Origin of the sequence: Micromonospora trifolii (genome assembly GCF_022229005.1) — a bacterium.
Taxonomy (GTDB): Bacteria; Actinomycetota; Actinomycetes; order Mycobacteriales; family Micromonosporaceae; genus Micromonospora; species Micromonospora trifolii.
The window spans coordinates 98,135-112,326 of the sequence record NZ_JAKKFD010000008.1; the positions used below are offsets into that span (position 1 = coordinate 98,135).

The 14,192-nt window shown below is 69.0% G+C and carries 16 protein-coding genes; 6 read left to right on the forward strand and 10 right to left on the reverse strand.

The features are described 5' to 3' along the window. The first annotated feature begins 14 nt into the window (after positions 1 to 14). Complete coding sequence (locus tag NIE79_RS05825; protein WP_238677558.1) at positions 15 to 548, forward strand: SigE family RNA polymerase sigma factor; 534 nt, start codon at positions 15 to 17, stop codon at positions 546 to 548. Then, positions 538 to 1,617 carry a hypothetical protein gene (locus NIE79_RS05830; protein WP_238677559.1) on the forward strand — a complete coding sequence of 360 codons (1,080 nt, stop codon included), beginning with the start codon at positions 538 to 540 and terminating at the stop codon, positions 1,615 to 1,617. The genes NIE79_RS05825 and NIE79_RS05830 overlap by 11 nt, the downstream gene beginning before the upstream one ends. 48 nt (positions 1,618 to 1,665) lie before the next feature. Here NIE79_RS05830 and NIE79_RS05835 read toward each other — a convergent pair whose 3' ends face one another. Then, positions 1,666 to 2,235, reverse strand: coding sequence for a 2'-5' RNA ligase family protein (locus NIE79_RS05835; RefSeq protein ID WP_238677560.1), 570 nt, complete (start codon positions 2,233 to 2,235; stop codon positions 1,666 to 1,668). Positions 2,236 to 2,248: 13 nt separating this feature from the next. Further along, positions 2,249 to 3,187: an LD-carboxypeptidase gene (locus NIE79_RS05840; protein ID WP_238677627.1), complete on the reverse strand. Its 939-nt coding sequence runs from the start codon at positions 3,185 to 3,187 to the stop codon at positions 2,249 to 2,251. A gap of 208 nt (positions 3,188 to 3,395) precedes the next feature. Between NIE79_RS05840 and NIE79_RS05845 the strand changes: the two genes are divergently transcribed. Then, on the forward strand, positions 3,396 to 6,533 hold the full coding sequence (locus NIE79_RS05845; protein ID WP_238677561.1) for an ATP-binding protein: 3,138 nt from the start codon (positions 3,396 to 3,398) through the stop codon (positions 6,531 to 6,533). Here NIE79_RS05845 and NIE79_RS05850 read toward each other — a convergent pair. From NIE79_RS05850 to NIE79_RS05865, 4 genes are all read right to left on the reverse strand, one after another. Beyond that, positions 6,517 to 7,266 (reverse strand): ABC transporter permease, encoded by a 750-nt coding sequence (locus tag NIE79_RS05850; RefSeq protein ID WP_238677562.1) that lies wholly within the window; start codon positions 7,264 to 7,266, stop codon positions 6,517 to 6,519. The two genes, NIE79_RS05845 and NIE79_RS05850, sit on opposite strands and share 17 nt — an antisense overlap. Further along, the gene (locus NIE79_RS05855; RefSeq protein ID WP_238677563.1) at positions 7,263 to 8,207 is read right to left on the reverse strand and encodes an ATP-binding cassette domain-containing protein; all 945 of its coding nucleotides are present in this window, start codon (positions 8,205 to 8,207) and stop codon (positions 7,263 to 7,265) included. The genes NIE79_RS05850 and NIE79_RS05855 overlap by 4 nt, the downstream gene beginning before the upstream one ends. A 160-nt stretch (positions 8,208 to 8,367) precedes the next feature. Next, positions 8,368 to 8,721, reverse strand: a complete 354-nt coding sequence (locus NIE79_RS05860) for a transcriptional regulator (protein ID WP_238677564.1) — start codon at positions 8,719 to 8,721, stop codon at positions 8,368 to 8,370. Next, the gene (locus NIE79_RS05865; protein WP_238677565.1) at positions 8,718 to 9,506 is read right to left on the reverse strand and encodes a hypothetical protein; all 789 of its coding nucleotides are present in this window, start codon (positions 9,504 to 9,506) and stop codon (positions 8,718 to 8,720) included. Before NIE79_RS05865 ends, NIE79_RS05860 begins: the two co-directional genes overlap by 4 nt. 152 nt (positions 9,507 to 9,658) lie before the next feature. Here NIE79_RS05865 and NIE79_RS05870 point away from each other — a divergent pair, with 152 nt between their 5' ends. Next, the gene (locus NIE79_RS05870; protein ID WP_238677566.1) at positions 9,659 to 10,000 is read left to right on the forward strand and encodes a VOC family protein; all 342 of its coding nucleotides are present in this window, start codon (positions 9,659 to 9,661) and stop codon (positions 9,998 to 10,000) included. Between the two features lie 24 nt (positions 10,001 to 10,024). Here NIE79_RS05870 and NIE79_RS05875 read toward each other — a convergent pair whose 3' ends face one another. The 3 genes from NIE79_RS05875 to NIE79_RS05885 all read right to left on the reverse strand — a co-directional run bounded on the left by NIE79_RS05875 (position 10,025) and on the right by NIE79_RS05885 (position 11,911). Continuing rightward, positions 10,025 to 10,669 carry a dihydrofolate reductase family protein gene (locus NIE79_RS05875; RefSeq protein ID WP_238677567.1) on the reverse strand — a complete coding sequence of 215 codons (645 nt, stop codon included), beginning with the start codon at positions 10,667 to 10,669 and terminating at the stop codon, positions 10,025 to 10,027. Positions 10,670 to 10,701: 32 nt separating this feature from the next. Continuing rightward, positions 10,702 to 11,406 (reverse strand): dihydrofolate reductase family protein, encoded by a 705-nt coding sequence (locus NIE79_RS05880; RefSeq protein WP_238677568.1) that lies wholly within the window; start codon positions 11,404 to 11,406, stop codon positions 10,702 to 10,704. Positions 11,407 to 11,482: 76 nt separating this feature from the next. Then, positions 11,483 to 11,911, reverse strand: a complete 429-nt coding sequence (locus NIE79_RS05885) for a hypothetical protein (RefSeq protein WP_238677569.1) — start codon at positions 11,909 to 11,911, stop codon at positions 11,483 to 11,485. 332 nt (positions 11,912 to 12,243) lie between these two features. Between NIE79_RS05885 and NIE79_RS05890 the strand changes: the two genes are divergently transcribed. Together NIE79_RS05890 and NIE79_RS05895 are read left to right on the forward strand one after the other, a co-directional pair. Then, positions 12,244 to 12,681, forward strand: a complete 438-nt coding sequence (locus NIE79_RS05890; protein WP_238677570.1) for a peptidoglycan-binding domain-containing protein — start codon at positions 12,244 to 12,246, stop codon at positions 12,679 to 12,681. Between the two features lie 132 nt (positions 12,682 to 12,813). Continuing rightward, positions 12,814 to 13,695, forward strand: a complete 882-nt coding sequence (locus NIE79_RS05895) for an LLM class flavin-dependent oxidoreductase (protein ID WP_238677571.1) — start codon at positions 12,814 to 12,816, stop codon at positions 13,693 to 13,695. A 24-nt stretch (positions 13,696 to 13,719) separates the two neighbouring features. On the opposite strand, the gene NIE79_RS05900 is transcribed toward NIE79_RS05895, so the two are convergent. Beyond that, positions 13,720 to 14,151, reverse strand: a complete 432-nt coding sequence (locus NIE79_RS05900; protein ID WP_238677572.1) for an ASCH domain-containing protein — start codon at positions 14,149 to 14,151, stop codon at positions 13,720 to 13,722. Positions 14,152 to 14,192 lie beyond the last annotated feature (41 nt).

Sequence of the window (14,192 nt, forward strand, 5' to 3'; positions counted from 1 at the left end):
GAGGTACACACACGATGCAACGACCTCGGGAACTGGCGCCACCGGAAGGCTTCGCCGAGTTCGTCGCGGCGCGCTCCGATGCACTGCTGCGTTCGGCCTGGTTGCTGACCGGTGATGCCGGGCGGGCCGAGGATCTGTTGCAGACGGTCCTGGCGGACGTCTGGCGGCGCTGGGCCACGATCAAGAGTGCCGGACATCCCGAGGCGTACCTGCGCCGAGCGTTGTTCACCACCTACGTCTCGTGGTGGCGGCGGCGCTGGCGCAGCGAGATTCCGAGCCAGCCACCGGACGAGCCGTCCCGTGGCGACATGGCAGGTGAGTCCGCCGACCGGGACGCCGTACGCCGCGCCTTGGACCGGCTCAGCCGGCAGCAGCGGGCGATCGTGGTGCTCCGCTACGTCGAGGACCTGACGGTGCAGCGGACAGCGGAAGTGCTCGGCTGCTCGCACAACACGGTCAAGGTGCAGGCCTTCCGTGCCCTACGGATTCTGCGTACCGATCCGAATCTTGAGCTGTTCGGCGCCTGGAGGTCGAGAAGTGACGCGTGAGGACGAGGACATCAGGCTCCTGTTGACCAACGCCGTTCCCCCACTGACGCCGCCGCCAGATCGCGTTGTCAAGGTGGCCAGGCGGGTCCGCCGGCACCGGCAGCGCCTGATCGGGACCGCCGCGCTCGCCGTGGCCATGGCCGTTGGACTGGGCGTCGGAGGGGCGCAGATCCTCACCGATGGCAACCGTGCCCCCTCGATGGCGGGCGATTCCGGCGGACAGGGGCAGTGGACTTCGTGCGTCGAGGCTGCACCGGAGATGGTCAAGCGCGGCTTCAGTGTCCGGACCGAGGAGGCAGCCGCCCTGCCCCGCCTCGGCGATGGCTTCATCCCCGCCGAGGCCGTCATCTGCCGGCTGGAGCAACGCGCCAACGGGGGCGAGGACGTGCTGGTGACGGAACAGCGCAGCGACGACGCCGCCGCTCTCGCCGCCCTCGCCGCCGTGCTCCGCCTGCCTGATGCACCAGAGAACCCCGGCGCCGCGTGCAGGGCAAACCTGGAGAAGCCACCCTGGCTTGCGCTCGTCGACGCGGAGGGCCGGTGGACACGGCCCGGCATACCGCTCGCTACCTGCCACAACCATCTCCCCGACGCGGTCAGTGAAGCCCTCTATGCCCTGCCGCTGACCATCGTGGCAACCCATCGGCTCGCCGAGTCGCCCACGGCGGGTTGTGACATGACAGCGTTGGCGAGGACGAGCGACCCTGACGCCCGTCCCGGGGCCCTGCCGGAGCCGTTCCCCGCCGGGCGGCAGGTCCGCCTCTGCGTCTACGACGTGCCGAAGAGTCAGCAGGGAAGCCGCATGCTCGACGGCGACTTCGCGCACGGGACGGTGCTGCCGGAGGATCGACGGGCGGCGATCGGGGGTGCGCTGCGCTCGTCCGGGCCGGCGAACCCGTGCCATAGCCGCGCCAGCCGCTTCGCGGTGCTGAGTCCGATGACCGGCAGCGGCCCGCACACCTATGTCGAACTCGACGGCTGCCGTCGAGTCACCATGGGAGCCGCTCCTGATCCCGTGATCAACGCGCAGGGCGACGCCGCACTGATCGCGCTGATCGACAAGCCGTGACCTTGGGGGGCTTCCCGGGAGATCCGGTTTACCGGCCGTGCCTGGAGGTCATGCCGAGGTCGCTTGTAGTCCAATACCAGCCGGCCGCTGAGGGTGGGCGCCCAACGGGAACTCACAGACGGTGCGCCACGGGCTCACGTCAGGTGTTCCGGCGATGAGTAGGACCCTGTCGATGGCCGCGTTGATCGGCAGGTGCGCGGAGATGGTTTCCGCGGCGTGGCTCAGCACGGGCTTGGCGGCGTCGTGACCGATGGTCAGGTGCGGCACCACATCGCTGTGCGCCCCGGCGTACGGGGGTGCCTCGGGGAACCGTTGCCACACTGCCTCGGTGAGGTCGCGGAAGGGCAGGTCTGGCTGCGGAGCAAGCCAGAGGACCGCGTCACCGAACCAGTCGACGTGCGTCAGTGCGACGTCGAACCGTGGTATCCCGGCAAAGGCTTCGCGCAGCACCGCCAGGGCCTGCTCATTGATCTGTTGCGGCGGCAGGAACGGGTAGAGGACTGTCACGTGCGCCGGCACGCCCCACGAGGCGGCCCGGTCGAGCGATGCCCGGAACCGGCCCACCGCGTCCTCGGCCTCGGGTATCGGCACGATGAGCGCTGTCTGTGTCGGTTCCATGCCCTGCGGCCTCCTATCGGTAGTCGGCGAAGATTCGACGCTCCACGCCGTCGACGGTGACCGGGCCGCCGTGGGGAAGGATCCACTGCGGTCTGGTGTGGCCGAACGGCACTCCGACGCAGACGACCGCCTCGGAGTTGTAGCGGTTCACCACGTCGACCACAGTGTCCCGCTGCTGCTCGCGGAGCCGTACCCGATCTGCGGCTGCGGGTCGACGGCTGTGGTCGGAGACCGGCGGACGGGCGACCAGGACCGCGTCGACGGCGCTGAGGAAACCGCGTTCGCCCAGCGATCGAACGATCCAGCCGACCTCGCGGGCGGGGAGAAGCTCCTCCGACGTCTCGATCGTCAGAACCCCGCCGTTCAGGACCTCCGGGGGAAACGGGAAGCGCCCCGCCGTCAGGATCCACTGGATGACTTCCAGGCAGCCACCCCAGGTGCGGCCGGTGACTGCGCGGCGCGGCCCGTACCAGCTCCACGGCTCCGTCGGTTCGCGCTCTCCAAAGGACTTCAACGCCTGCGGATCTGCCCAGTCGATGCCGACGTCCTCGGACTCACCGGGATCGGTGATCTCCAGCCGCTCCCCGGTGAGTAGCGCCGCTCGCAGCGACCGGACGTGGATGTCATCGACGGCAGGCCCGGGGCCAAGGTGCACCTGGGAGGAGCCGCCGTAGAAGCTGGCGATGCCGAGGCCCCAGAGCCAGTGGTGCAGGTTGGTGTTGTCGCTGGTGCCGAGGAACGGCTTCGGGTCGGCTCGGGCCAGGTCGGCGTCCAGGTGGGGAATGACAGTGATCTGGTCGTCGCCCCCGATGACGGCGAGAATGCCGCGTACCTGGGGATCCGCGAAGGCGGCGTTGATGTCCGCCGCTCGCGCTGCCGCGCTCGCGCCCACCTGGCGGGTGGTGGGGTATTCGACCGGAACGAGGCCGGTCAGGTCGGCGAGGCGTCGCATGGCCTGCTCGTGGATCTCGGGATAGGCGCCGGCCGCGGCGAACGACGGCGACAGGACCGCGAGGCGGTCCCCCGGGCGTGCCTTTTGAGGACGAACAAGCTCATGCGCCATGTCGAGATCCAACAGGTGCGCCAGCCGATGCGCATCTCATTTCGTGGAGGTTCCAGGAGAACCGGATGCTTTTCATGTTCATGGCAGGATCTGCCAGGTGCAGGTCGGGATGCTTGGTCCATTCGAGGTTCGCACGGGCGTCGGCACCGTCATCGACGTGCCGGGCGCGCGGCTGCGCGGGCTGCTGACCGCTCTCGCGCTCAACCCGGGTCACGTGGTCGCGAAGGGGCCCCTCGTCGACTGGATCTGGGGCGAACATCCGCCCACCGACGCGGCGAACGCCCTGCACCGCCTGGTTTCCCGGCTGCGCAAGGTGCTGCCGGAGGGGTCGATCGAGGGGCAGACGGACGGCTACCGGCTGATTGTCGAACCCGACGTCGTCGACGCCGTACGGTTCGAACGCCTCGTCGGCCTGGCTCGCGATGACGAGGGCCCGCAGCGGGTACTGCGGTTGCGTGAGGCCCTCGACCTGTGGCGCGGTGCGGCTATGCAGGACGTCGGTCTGGTCGACAGCACGGCGCTCGACGCGGCGGTCACCCGATTCGACAGGCTGCGTCTGACCGCCCTGGAGGATCGCTTCGACGTGGAGGTCAGCCTCGGCCACGGCCCGGAACTTGTCGCGGAGCTGACCGACCTGGTGGCCGAGCACCCCGTACGGGAGCGGCTGGCTCTCGCGTTGATGCGGGCCCTCGCCGCGAGCGGCCGCGACAACGAGGCGCTGCTGGTGTACCAGCGCACGAGTGCGGCCCTGGCCGACGCGCTGGGCGTCGACCCCTCGCCGGAACTCTCGGCGATGCACGTCGCGCTCCTGCGGGGCGAGGTGCGACGGCGCGAGGAGGGCCGGAAGACCAACCTTCGTGCCGAGTTGAGCAGCTTCATCGGCATTGACGAGGCCGTTGCCGAGGTCGGCACGCTCGTCGCCGAACATCGGCTCACGACCCTGATCGGGCCGGGTGGCTCCGGAAAGACCCGGCTGGCCACGGAAACCGCGCGCAGAATGCTCGACGACCTGCCGGACGGTGCCTGGCTGGTCGAGTTCGCCGCCATCGGCGCGGACGGTGACGTGGTGCAGGCGACGCTCACGGGGCTCGGGCTGCGGGACGCTCTGCTCGGCGAGCCACCGAGCATGGAGTTGGTCGACCGGCTCGTCGCCGCTATCCGCGAGCGGGAGGCGTTGCTGATCCTGGACAACTGCGAGCACGTGATCGAGTCGGCGGCGGTGCTCGCTGACCGGCTGCTCGGGGAGTGTCGGCGACTGCGGATCCTCGCGACGAGCAGGGAACCGCTCGGCATCACCGGTGAGGCGCTCTGGCCGGTCGCGCCACTGGCCCTGCCGGACGTCGACGCCGACCCCGGCGAGATCGAAGCCTCTCCCGCTGTCCGGCTGCTGCGGGACCGAGCGGGCGCGGTGCGGAGGGATCTGGCGGTCGACGCCTCCACGTTGTCGACGATGGCGCGGATCTGCCGGGCGCTGGACGGGATGCCGCTGGCGATCGAACTGGCCGCCGCCAGGTTGCGCACGATGTCCATCGACCAGCTCGCCAGGCGCCTCGACGATCGGTTCCGCCTGCTGACCGGCGGCAGCCGTACCGCGTTGCCCCGGCACCGGACGCTGCGCGCGGTGGTCGACTGGAGTTGGGAGCTGCTGACCGACGCCGAACGGACGGTCCTGCGCCGGCTGTCGGTGTTCTCGGGTGGGGTGAGCCTGGAAGCGGCCGAACGGGTCTGCGCCGGCGACGAGGTCGAGCAGGAGGACGTGCTCGAGCTGGTCACCGCGCTGGCCGAGAAGTCGCTGTTGGTCGCCGAGGGCGGCGAAGCCCCGCGCTACCGGATGCTCGGCACGATCAAGGAGTACGCCGCGCACCGCCTCGCCGAGGCCGGGGAAACGGACCTGGCGCGGCACGCGCACCTGGCGTACTTCACCGAACTCACTGAGACCGCAGAGCCGCAGCTTCGCCGCGCGGACCAGGTGAAATGGCTCGCCACTCTCGAAGTCGAGCACGACAACATCGGTTCCGCGATGCGCGGTGCCCTCGCCGCCGGCGAGGCGCACGCGGCCATGCGGCTGGCCGCGGGTGCCGGCTGGTACTGGTGGCTCGGTGGACACCGGACCGAAGGCATGGAGTTGATCACGGCGGCCACCGGAACGTCTGGTGAGGTCAGCGACGAGATCCGGGCCATCGTTTACGCGCTCGTCGTGCTCTTCATCAACTCGGGGCCTGGTGACGAGCACCAGGCGGCGGAGTGGATCCACAAGGCGTACGAGTTCAGCCGGCGCAGTAACGGCAGCCACCCGGGGACGGCGCTCGTCGTCCCGCTGGAACGCATGTTGCGAGCCCCGGACGCGATCCTGCCCGCATGGGAACCACTGTTGAACCACGAGGATCCCTGGGTACGTGCACTGGCGCGGTTGCAACTCGGCAAGATGCGGATCATTTTCGGCCAGGACGGTCGGGAGGTGGACGCCTATCTTGTGGCGGCGCTCGCCGAGTTTCGGGCACTCGGCGAACGGTTCGGGATCTCATTCGCCCTGACCGAGCTGGCGGAGCTGATTGCCGTACGCGGTGAGTTCGTCGGTGCGTGCGAGCTCTACGAGGAGGCGACAGCGGTCGTCACCGAGGTCGGCACCGTCGAGGACATCATCCGGATGCGGTCCCGGCAGGCTCAGTTGTACTGGTTGCTTGGCGATGAGAAGTCCAGCGCTGCTGCCATGGCAGAGGCGCGGCGATGCGCGGCGCGGGTCACGTGGCCGGGTGCGTTGGCCGTGCTGGCTCTGTCGCAGGCGGAACTCGCTCGCTGGAGTGGCGATGCCGAGGAGGTGGCCCGGCAGGTCGGTGTCGCGACGACCCTGTTGCGCGACGAGGCGAAGCAGGCGCACATCCGCGTGGTGACACACGACCTGCTCGGCTATGTCGCAGACGATCTCGGTGAGGCACGCAGACACCACTCCTTGGCCTGCGAGGCGGCAGCCGAGACAGGGCACGCACCCTCGATCGCGCGGGTACTCGTCGGCGTCGCGGACCTGGCGCTGCGCCGTGACCAGTACGAGCACGCCGCCCGGCTGCTCGCCGCGAGCAGCGGTGTGCGCGGACGGCAGGATCATTCCCAGCCGGATGTGGCCCGGATCGAGCAGGAAGTACGGCGCCGCCTCGGCGAAGTGGGCTTCGCAGAGGCGGCGCGAGAAGGCAGTCGGACGGACTGGAATCGGTTGGTCGCTGTCACGCTCGCTTCGTGAACGTGGAACGTGCCCACAGGTAGCCGACGAGAGCGATGCCGACGCACCAGGCGAGGGCGGGGATCACGTCATCGCTGGACGGCGTTCCGTTGAGGAATCCACGCAGAGTTTCGATGATCGGCGTGAAGGGCTGGTATTCCGCGAACTCCCGCAGCCCAGGCCCCATCTTGTCCGCCGGCACGATCGCGCTGCTGAAGAACGGCAGCATCACCAGCGGTACGGAGGCCAGACCCGCCGTTTCCGGAGACTTCGCCGAGAGCCCCAGGGCGACAGTGAGCCAGCCGGCGGCGAAGCCGAGCAGGACGATGATGCCGATCGCGCCGAGCCAGCCGACGAGGCTCGCCGACGGGCTGAATCCGAGCAGGAAGGCCACTCCGACAAGGGCCGCTATGGCGACCAGGTTGGTCAGCACGCTGGCGACGACGTGACCGGTCAGCACCGCGCCGCGGGAGACGTGCATGACTTTGAACCGGTTGATGATGCCCTTCGTCATGTCGGAGTTCACAGCGGTCGCGGTGGCCCCCAGCCCGTAACAGACCGCCAACAGCATCAGTCCGGGAGTCGCGTAGTCGATGTAGTCCACACCGACGTTGAAGGCGTCACCGAACATGTACACGAACATCAACATGATCACGATGGGCATCAGGACCGCGTTGAACACCGAGGTCGGGTTGCGGGCGATGTGCTTGAAGTTGCGACGCAGCATGACGATCGAGTGGGACTTGGTGCTCATTTCGCGGAAACCTCCTGGGTGCGGCTGCCCGTCAGGGCGAGGAAGACGTCGTCGAGGTCCGGCGTCTGCACGGAGAACCCTTCAGCGCTGATCGCGTACTCGTCGAGCCGGTCCAGCAGGGCCCGCAGCGAGGCCGTTCCGCCATCGCTGGGAACCCGCAGCGCCAGTGCCTCGTCGTCGCGAGTGGCGCCGGTGAGGACCCGGGCGGCCGCGTCGAGTTCGGCGACGGTGGTGAACCGGAGCCGGACGTGAGTGCCGGGGATCTGGCGCTTGAGCTCGTCGGGCGTGCCCTGGGCGACCAGACGTCCCTGGTCGAGTACGGCGATCCGGTCGGCGAGCTGATCGGCCTCCTCCAGGTACTGAGTGGTGAGGAAGATCGTCACGCCGTCGGCCACCAGGTCACGGATGATCGACCACATCGTGCGGCGGCTGCGGGGATCGAGGCCCGTCGTCGGCTCGTCGAGGAAGATGATCCGCGGGCCGCCGACGAGCGTCATCGCCAGATCCAGCTTGCGGCGCATACCACCGGAGTAGGTCGACACCGACTTCTGTGCCGACTCCACCAGATCGAACCGCTCCAGCAGTTCCGTGACGACCCGCGTGCCGTCCTTGCCGGGCACCTGGCTGAGATCCACCATCAGCTGCAGGTTCTCTCGGCCGGTAAGCAGCTCGTCCACCGCCGCGAACTGACCGGTGACACCGATCGCCGCGCGCACCGCTCTGGCCTCGGTGGCGGCGTCGTGCCCCGCGATGCGTACGGTCCCACCGTCGGCCTTCACCAACGTGGTCAGCACGTTCACCGTCGTCGTCTTACCCGCCCCGTTCGGACCGAGCAGGGAGAAGATCGTGCCCGCAGGGACATCCAGATCGATGCCATCGAGCACGACCTTGTCCTTGTAGGCCTTCCGCAGCCCGGAGACTGCAATCGCTGAACTCGTCATGCGACTACCATCGGCGGCTGGGCTGTCACCCCCCTGTCATGGCCCTGACACGGCCACTGACACCGGGTTTCACCACGTCAGGCCCCCATTCGGCAGTGGCGGCGTTACCGACTGCGGCCCGCCGGTTCGGTCGGACGACGCCGCGCCGGACCCCCGGCCGTCAGGTGGCGGCCCGGAACTCCTGGTGGCGGCGGAGCAGCTCCCGTAGGGCATTGATCTCGGCGGCCAGCGCGGCCTGCCCCTGCTCGGTGATCCTGATCCAGGTCTTGGGCCTGCGGCCGTGGTAGCCCCGTTCGATCTGGATGAGGTCGGCCTCCTCCAGCACGGCGAGGTGTCGGGAGAGGTTGCCTGCGGTGAGTTCGAGTGCGTCGCGCAGGTAGGCGACCTCCACCCGCTCGGCCTCGGCGGCGATGGTGAGGATGCCGAGCCGGTTGCGTTGGTGGACGGTGTCGCTGAGCCCGTTCGTCGGGTGCCCGCGGTTTCCGGCGCCGACGGCCTCGTCGTTGCTGCTCACGCCGACCTCTTGATCGTGTTGAGGAGGGCGATGCCGCCGCCGACGAGCAGGATCGGCGCGGGCAGGAGAGCCGCCAGCAGGAGGCTGTAGCGGTTCAGGTCCCCCGGCTCGAAGTTCGCGGTCTGGAAGTAGATGTTCACGAGGACGACCGCTGCGGCGTAGACCGCGGCCACGACCGTCAGGCCACGGCTGCGTTCCAGTCGAGCCAGGACCAGCAAACCCACAGCGATGACCAGGTGCGGGAACATGCCGCGATCGGAGATGCCCAGCAGCGGTGTGGTCACCCAACTGGTCGCGCTCGAAACCGCCGTCGCCGTGTTGAGCAACAGGTACCGCAGCACGATCGGCAGCACGAGACCGACGATGGTGCCCACGATGCCGGCGATGACGTACGGCCGAGCCGGTGTCTGGACGCCCACCCGCACACCATGCCACCGATACCACCAGAGGCTGAGCAGGTAGCCGCCGATGAGCGCCGCCAGCCAGTACCAGCCGAGGGTCGCGGAGCGTTCGAGGAAGTCCCCACCGAGGCCGGTCAGTGCGGGGTTGTCCTGCCCGCCGCGCATGGCGAGCGGGTCGACCGACTCGACGTACAGGGGTGCGGCCGCCGCCATCAGGAGACCGAACAGCAGCAGCGGCAACCAGTAGGCGTTGCGGACGGCGCGAGTGCGTCGCTGGAGGGCGGTCACCGAGGCCAGCAGCTCTGCCGGTGTGTCGCCGCTGTTCGGCGCGGTGCTCGATCGGTCGGACACGGTGACCTCCAGGCTGCTGCGCGAATGCTGCACTACCAATAGGTTTGCATCACAAATCATTCTGCGCAAGAGTTCCGGGAAGTGATGACATGCGCGGGGATCGACAGCGGTAGTTCCTGCCGGACCCCGGCACCGGCTAGGGTCCGGCTTGGAGGTGGTCCGTGTTCACCGAAGCGTTTCCGATCGTGACGACACCTGACCTGCCACGACTGATCGCGTTCTACCGGGACGTGGTCGGCTTCGAGCTGACCTACCGGTTCCCGGACGAGGGCGCACCGGAGTTCGTCGCTCTCCGGCTGGGCAGCAGCGAGCTCGGCCTGGCCGCCAACCCGGAGGCTGGCGAGCCGGCCGACTCGCACCGCTGGGAGTTGTGCGTCTACGCCGACGACTGCGACGCAGCAGTGGGCGCGCTGCGCACGGGTGGGGCGACAGTCACCGAGGAGCCGGTCGACCAGCCCTGGGGTGAACGGTCCGCGCGGGTCACCGACCCCGACGGCAACCGGTTGCTGGTGCTGGCCCGGCTGTAGACGACCCTAATGGAGAGAGTGCTGTCATCGTCTCCAGAACAGGAGATGGGTGACACCGCTGGGGCTGGACACCGACTCGAGGTGGAAGCGGTCGAGCAACTCGTCGGGGCTGTCCCACAACCGCTCACCCCGTTCGAAGTCGACGGGCGCCACGGCGATATGCATCGTGTCGACCAAGTCAGCCTCGATGAACTCGCGGATGGTGGCGACCCCACCACCGAGGCGTACGTCCCGACCGTCGGCTGCCTGCTTGGCCTCCGCCAGTGCCTCGGCCGGGCTGACATCGCGGAAGTGGAACGTGGTGTCGGACAGACTGAACGACGGGCGCACGTGGTGGGTGAGTACGAAGACCGGCGTGTGGAACGGCGGGTTGTCCCCCCACCATCCCTGCCACTCGTGGTCCTGCCAGGGGCCACGCTGGGGGCCGAACTTGTTGCGACCCATGATCTCCGCGCCGATGTTGCACTCGGCGTCGCGGGTCAGGTAGTCGTCCAGGCCACGGGTGCCGCCCGGCTCGGTGCGATACACGAAGCTGGCGGTCGCGGCACGCCAGGAGAACAGCGGGGTGGGGTCCGCGTGACCGAAGGGCCGTTCCAGGCTCTGCCCCTCGCCGGTCCCGAACCCGTCGCGCGAGACGTTGAAGCACTGCACCCGCAACAGTTGCGCCATGGTGGCTCCTCCTTCCTTCGATGGGCCGGGGTTCAGTTCGTGGTGACCGTCGGGCCGCCACCGCTGCCCCGGTCGTCGAGCACGAGCGGGGCGCGGCCGCGCACCGCGTACCGGATGTGGGTCACCTGCGGGGTGGCGAGGACGCGGGTCGGCGTCAGCTCGACCCCCTCCCGGTCGCCCAGGTCGAGGTCCGCGTCGAAGAGCCGCAGGCCGGTGCCGAGTACGACGGGTACGACGTGCAGTTCCAACTCGTCGAGCAGGCCGGCCTTGAGCACCTGCCGCACGAGGCTGCCGCCTCCGGCCACCGCGACATCCTTGCCACCGGCCACGGCGCGTGCCTGCTCGACGGCGCTGGCCACGCCATCGGTGACGTAGGTGAAGCTGGTGCCCCCTCCCTTCAGCAGCCGCTGGCGGGGGCGGTGGGTGACGACGAAGACCGGTGCGCGAAACGGCGGCTCCTCACCCCAGGGGATCTCACCCCCGTCGGCCATCCGGCGCCCCATCACGTATGCGCCGGCCGCACCGAACGACTCGGCGATCACCTCGGAGTTGGTGTCCTGCTCTCCGCCGGCGAAGCCCTGCCGTTCGCGCCAGGCAGCGGCTTCGGTCGCCCAGCGGGTGACCCGGAAGAACTTGGCGCTCTCCGCCGAGTCCATCCAGTTGCCGTTCCCATCGAACTGGGGGCCGGCGTAGAAGCCGTCCACCGACACCGACAGCTGTGCGGTCACCTTCGTCATCGCGCCTGGTCCTCTCCTCGGGCGACACCCCGCCTGGGTGCCGCTCACCGAAAGGTCGGAGCCGATCGCGATGCCCCTACCGGGAGGAAGTGTGACCTGTGTCACCGGTCGGCTCGGTCAGGAGCCACCTCCCGGCGTGTTCCGGGTCGCGCGACCAGTGCATCCGGCGCTTCTCCTCGGGGCGAGGGCTCCAGTCCCGGTAGGGCGTGAGGGCCACCCGCCAGGCGATCACCGTGAAGACGTAGATGCCCGGGCCGACCAGCCAGAGCAGGGCGTCGCGTCGCCGGTAGGAGGCGTACGGCGCCAGCCACGCGGTCGCCGCCATCGGCACTGCGACAGTGCTGAGGTCGGCGAGCGGCCCGCGGCCGAACCGGGCCTCGATCAGCTCGCGAAGAACGAGGGACGGAACGACCACCCCGACCAGCAACGCCACAGTGCGGATCATGCGGATCCGACGCGTCCGGCGATCCGGGGAGACGCGGGCGGCAGGTGCTTCGGCGGGCATCCCCGGAGGGTACGGGCTGGTCGCAGCGGGAGATCTAGGACTTCCGGTCGGCGAAGGTCGGGTGGCGAAGGTGTTCCGGACGCCGGCCCTGACTGGGCGCGGGTGCCCGGCCCGGCCAGGAATAGCGATCATGCGCATTTGAGGGATTTAGCCCGCCCTTTCGGCGATCGACCCTTCGGTCCAGAAGGGCGGCGATTTATGGACGGGCCGGGTGGACCTTTTCCTAAGGCAACAACATTGATCTATCTGGTTAGGTGCAGTATCGTCGGTCCAAGCCGACAGCGTTTAGGCGTGGCACGGGGCTAGCCAAATGCTGCGGCACAGGAGGAAATATGTTGCTGCGTCGCATCCTGACAATTTTTACGCTGGCGACCATCGCTGCCGCAGCCACCACGACGCCTGTAATGGCTGCTCCGGTGGGTGAAGTAGGAACCATGGCAACGACCTGCAACAAGTGGATTTCCTACAACGGGGCCGACGTGCCTGCGTACGGAAGCAGCGTCAATTGCTCGCTGCGCCGGGGCAATGTGAACTCTGCCGTCTTTCAGCTGCAGGTCACAATGAACGTCTGCTACGAATGGGTTCTCCGTAGTAAGGGCATCTATCCGCTCACCGGCGATAGCAACTTTGGCCCAACTACCGAAAAGGCACTACGAGCCGTTCAGGCTGCGGAATCCATTCCCGCCGACGGCGTGTATGGCCCGTATACCCGTTCGTCGATTTATCACCAGCGTTCAAATGGTGGCGTGCCCTGCCTGCAGGTGCCGTAAACCGTAGTCGCTCGGATCGGAGGGTGGCCGGCGGGCAAGCCGCAGGTCGCCCTCCGGCAGGCCGCCGTGAGGTCCACAGCAGAACGATAGCGAGAACCCGGCCCCGCCGTTGTCCCAGCTAGGCTGGCGATCATGCGGATTGGCATCGTGATCCTGCCGGACCAGCGGTGGGCGGAGTCGCAGCGTCGCTGGCGACAGGTCGACGAGTGGGGCTTCGACCACGCCTGGACGTACGACCACCTGGGCTGGCGTGACCTGGTCGACGGCCCGTGGTTCGACTCGATGGCCACGCTCACCGCCGCCGCCACGGTGACCTCGCGGATTCGGCTGGGCACCCTCGTGGCGTCGCCGAACTTCCGGCACCCGGCCGCGTTCGCCCGGCAGATCACCACTGTGGACGACGTCTCCGTCGGCCGGCTGCTGCTCGGCCTGGGCGCGGGCGGCATCGGCTTCGACTCGGCGGTGCTGGGCGGGGAGACGTTGCCGCCGCGTCAGCGGGTCGACAGGTTCGCCGAGTTCACCGAGTTGTTGGACCTGATCCTGCGGGAGGACGGCACCACCTGGCGTGGCGACTGGTTCGCCGCTGTGGATGCCCGCAACAACCCCGGCTGCGTGCAGCAGCCCCGGGTGCCGTTCGTGGTGGCCGCCAACGGGCCGCGGTCGATGCGGTTGGTGGCCCGTTTCGGGCAGGGGTGGGTGACCACCGGCACCGGTGACGACAACGACCTGGCGGGTTGGTGGGCGAGTGTGTCGGCGCTGTCCGCGCGGATGGACCGAACCCTTGACGAGGCCGGCCGCGATCCGGCCAGCCTGGACCGCTACCTCTCGCTGGACGCGGCACCGGTCTTCTCGCTGAGCAGCGCACAGTTCTTCGCCGATCAGGTCGGCCGGGCCGCCGAGCTGGGCTTTACCGACGTGGTGACGCACTGGCCACGCGCCAGCAGCTGGTACGCCGGTGACGAGGCCATCCTGGTGGACGTGGCGACGCGGTTGCTGCCACAACTACGCGGCTGAGGCCGACGCACCGACCCGACCGGGTCAGGTGCCGAGGTCGCCGCTGGCCACCCCGCCCTCGCCGCCGGACACCAGGCGGAAGCGCAGGCAGACGACCGGGGTGTCGCCGTCGACAGGTGTGCCGAGCCGCGCCCAGTAGGTCGAGTGCCCGGCCCGCCACTCCTCGATCGAGCGGTCGCCCTCGCCCTCGGCATGGGCGAAGTCCCAGGGCACGTCGGCGAAGCGGACCACCTCGACACCGGTGATCTCCACGACGCCGGCCAGTGCGTTGTCGTCGTCGACCAGGGCCAGGCGTTCGCCGACGTGCTCCAACTCCTCGCCTTCCTCCGCGTACTCGGCGAGCCGGCCGGCCGTCGCGGTCTTCACACCGGCCAGCACCAGTGTGTTGAGGGTTGCCCGCAACTCGCCGGGGGTGCCGAGGGCGAGGGCGCGCAGTTCACCGATCCGAGGCCACATCCTGCCGAGGCTAGGCCAGCACCGACCGGATCGCCGCCGCA

Bases quoted from the DNA above. Each gene is read 5' to 3' on its own strand.
- NIE79_RS05825 (WP_238677558.1), top strand. From the start codon at position 15: ATGCAACGACCTCGGGAACTGGCGCCACCGGAAGGCTTCGCCGAGTTC.
- NIE79_RS05835 (WP_238677560.1), bottom strand. From the start codon at position 2,235: ATGGAACCGACACAGACAGCGCTCATCGTGCCGATACCCGAGGCCGAG.
- NIE79_RS05840 (WP_238677627.1), bottom strand. From the start codon at position 3,187: ATGCGACGCCTCGCCGACCTGACCGGCCTCGTTCCGGTCGAATACCCC.
- NIE79_RS05850 (WP_238677562.1), bottom strand. From the start codon at position 7,266: ATGAGCACCAAGTCCCACTCGATCGTCATGCTGCGTCGCAACTTCAAG.
- NIE79_RS05855 (WP_238677563.1), bottom strand. From the start codon at position 8,207: ATGACGAGTTCAGCGATTGCAGTCTCCGGGCTGCGGAAGGCCTACAAG.
- NIE79_RS05875 (WP_238677567.1), bottom strand. From the start codon at position 10,669: ATGGCGCAACTGTTGCGGGTGCAGTGCTTCAACGTCTCGCGCGACGGG.
- NIE79_RS05880 (WP_238677568.1), bottom strand. From the start codon at position 11,406: ATGACGAAGGTGACCGCACAGCTGTCGGTGTCGGTGGACGGCTTCTAC.
- NIE79_RS05885 (WP_238677569.1), bottom strand. From the start codon at position 11,911: ATGCCCGCCGAAGCACCTGCCGCCCGCGTCTCCCCGGATCGCCGGACG.
- NIE79_RS05890 (WP_238677570.1), top strand. From the start codon at position 12,244: ATGTTGCTGCGTCGCATCCTGACAATTTTTACGCTGGCGACCATCGCT.
- NIE79_RS05895 (WP_238677571.1), top strand. From the start codon at position 12,814: ATGCGGATTGGCATCGTGATCCTGCCGGACCAGCGGTGGGCGGAGTCG.
- NIE79_RS05900 (WP_238677572.1), bottom strand. From the start codon at position 14,151: ATGTGGCCTCGGATCGGTGAACTGCGCGCCCTCGCCCTCGGCACCCCC.